This window comes from Salinivirga sp., from assembly GCF_035268865.1.
GTDB lineage: Bacteria > Bacteroidota > Bacteroidia > Bacteroidales > Salinivirgaceae > Salinivirga.
Window position 1 is genome coordinate 1 of the sequence record NZ_DATFKB010000192.1, and the last position, 2443, is coordinate 2443.

The window sequence follows — 2443 nt, forward strand, 5'->3', positions numbered from 1 at the left end:
GCGTATTGAAAAACACCATGAATTATTACGCACTGCCCTATGAAAATTTGGGTTTGTCTGAACGATGGGAGTGCACTATGAAAATATACCGCGCCAAAGGATTTAAGCCTGCCAAATTGGATGCTTGTTGTGCCCGAATGGGAGTGCAACTAAATCATCACGAAGCTCTGTCGGATGCAAAAGCCTGCGCACAATTGTATTTGATGAGATAAAGCAAACGGGGCTTTCGCCCCGTTTGTCTGGAGTTTGGCTAATTTCTTAAATAAAAAAAAGCAGAAATTGGGCTGTTTGATTCATTTCTGAGGCTTCGTGTATTTGTTTCATTATTCACGAAGTGGGAGAAATTCAATTTATTTGCCTTTGCCCAAATTTGGGCCCGCAAATTATTAAGTAAATCCCCAGTCGTTATACGTTTTTGCTTTTTTAGAGGATACCATTTTGGCCTTGGAAGCAATTCCATTTTAGACAATTTATTAGCTCTGTAATTAGCTAGGTGCAATAATCCATAAACGGCTACAATAAACGATGGGATACTTTCTACTGAGTTTTGATTTCTAACCTGTGCCTGACCACACCCAAGAAGTGTTTTTTCTTCTCGAAAGTCAACCTCTATTTCCCAGCGCCAAAGGTAAGCTTGTAGAATATCTTTAATATTCATTTTGGTTTGAGTACAAATCAGGTAAGCTGGATCCCTGTAAAGTACTTTAGCGTTTTTTGTTAGCCTGTAACCCAAAGGACGAATAACGATTAAAGCTAAGTTTTGTGGGCCTGCTGAGCGCCACCTGATATCATGGATAATTTTAACGTCAAACTTGTGTACTTTCCCTGCTGCCCACGCTTGTACTTGTTGCCATGGATATTGCGATGATTGTCGTACTTGTTCAGGTGTGGGTAACCGCTCGCCATATACACGCTTACGTCCCGAGCCTGTTTGTTTATCTGGAATTGTGTACAACTTGGTATCTTTTCTAATACGTCCTATTAATGTTGTGTTATGAGGTAAATTTTTTAATACCTCTTTATTCGTATAGCTACCATCTACTCCAATAACCAACTCTTTTTGATTATATTTTTGATCGTCTAACCTGTTTCGCAGAAGTTTAATTCTCTCAGCTCCCTGTCGACTAAGTTTTGCTATTTTCTTCTCTTCTCTATAAGTATCCCATTGTTCCTTATCGGCGGTTTTTCGTGGTTTGGCGACTGTAGGACAATGATGAAAATCAATGGGAATAGCTCTGGATTGGCAAGTCTGGCCATTCCGGGGAAGAGCCAGAGACATTTGTATAAACCGCTGGCCCCAAATAAAATTAGTATAAAATGGAGGTCCCAGTGGATCTCGTCGCCATGCTGTCCCTGGAATGCGCTTTCCCGTTTTCTTTATTATAGTATCATCCATATGGGCTATGATATGAGGAAATGAGCTTGTTTCCTGCAGAACATTTGACTGAACTACGTTCAATATTTTTGTTACATCTACTCGCTGTTGGCTAAATAGCCTATAAGCCCCTGACCAATCCACGAATTGATTGCCGCTGGCCGCTAACATCCCCGTTACCGTACGTCTGCCCAAACAGGTTAAACTCCCATACATTAACTCTCTACATTTGGTCCATGAGCTATGACTGGAAAAAGCAGGATGACATTCATTAAAAAGAAAATCAAGCTCATCAATTAACGATCCGGTACTGGTTTTTTTTTATCCTTATTCTCATCTTCATTTTTGGTAGAACGAGTTAAGGTCATCCGTTTTTTGTCTTCAATGACCCATTCTACAACTTCACCCTTTTGAAATTCCATGGCTTGAGCCACTGCAGAAGGGAAATTAATGTACCACTGCTCACTTGCAGTCCTTTTTATTAGCTGAATTTTTGTCGGAAATCCCATAATGTAGATTTTAGTACTAGTTATATAACTAGTTTCAAAGATAAAAAAAAGATCAATAGGTGTCTATAACTTATTGATCTTTTTTTTATCTAGTTAAATCCAAACTCAAGACACAGGGCAACGCCCTGTGGTAAAAAACAGCGAACAAACCACGCCCAATAAATGAGCATGATTAATTAATAAACAATAAACCACCACAAAACACCCACATCATCAACCAAAAAAAAAGACCCCAAAGGGGCCGTCAGCAGCAACACAGGGCAACGCCCTGTGGTAAAAAACAGCGAACAAACCACGACCAATAAATGAGCATGATTAATTAATAAACAATAAACCACCACTAAACGTCCACATAATCTACCAACTCAAAGGCCCCAAAGGGGCCGTCAGCAGCAGCACAGGGCAACGCCCTGTGGTAAAAACAGCGAACAAATCGCGCCCAATAAATGAGCATGATTAATTTCAAAACAATAAACCACCACAAAACGTCCACATAATCTACCAACCAAAAGGCCCCAAAGGGGCCGTCAGCCAACAGCACAGGGCAACGCCCTGTGGT

General features: G+C 40.5%; 3 protein-coding genes and 1 pseudogene. 1 reads left to right on the plus strand and 3 read right to left on the minus strand.

Annotated features, from left to right (window positions below):
- Positions 1 to 212: pseudogene (locus VJ937_RS11700) on the plus strand (DNA polymerase III subunit epsilon); the annotation flags it as partial.
- 38 nt (positions 213 to 250) lie between these two features.
- On the opposite strand, the gene VJ937_RS11705 reads toward VJ937_RS11700, so the two are convergent.
- From VJ937_RS11705 to VJ937_RS11715, 3 genes are all read right to left on the minus strand, one after another.
- Positions 251 to 1672, minus strand: coding sequence for an IS701 family transposase (locus VJ937_RS11705; RefSeq protein ID WP_324067306.1), 1422 nt, complete (start codon positions 1670 to 1672; stop codon positions 251 to 253).
- Positions 1672 to 1884, minus strand: coding sequence for a hypothetical protein (locus VJ937_RS11710; protein WP_324067301.1), 213 nt, complete (start codon positions 1882 to 1884; stop codon positions 1672 to 1674). The genes VJ937_RS11705 and VJ937_RS11710 overlap by 1 nt, the downstream gene beginning before the upstream one ends.
- Before the next feature lie 340 nt (positions 1885 to 2224).
- Positions 2225 to 2443: hypothetical protein (locus VJ937_RS11715; protein ID WP_324067303.1), on the minus strand; the 219-nt coding region annotated here is incomplete at its 5' end.

Coding starts and splice junctions, on each gene's coding strand:
- VJ937_RS11710 (WP_324067301.1), bottom strand. CDS start 1,884: ATGGGATTTCCGACAAAAATTCAGCTAATAAAAAGGACTGCAAGTGAG.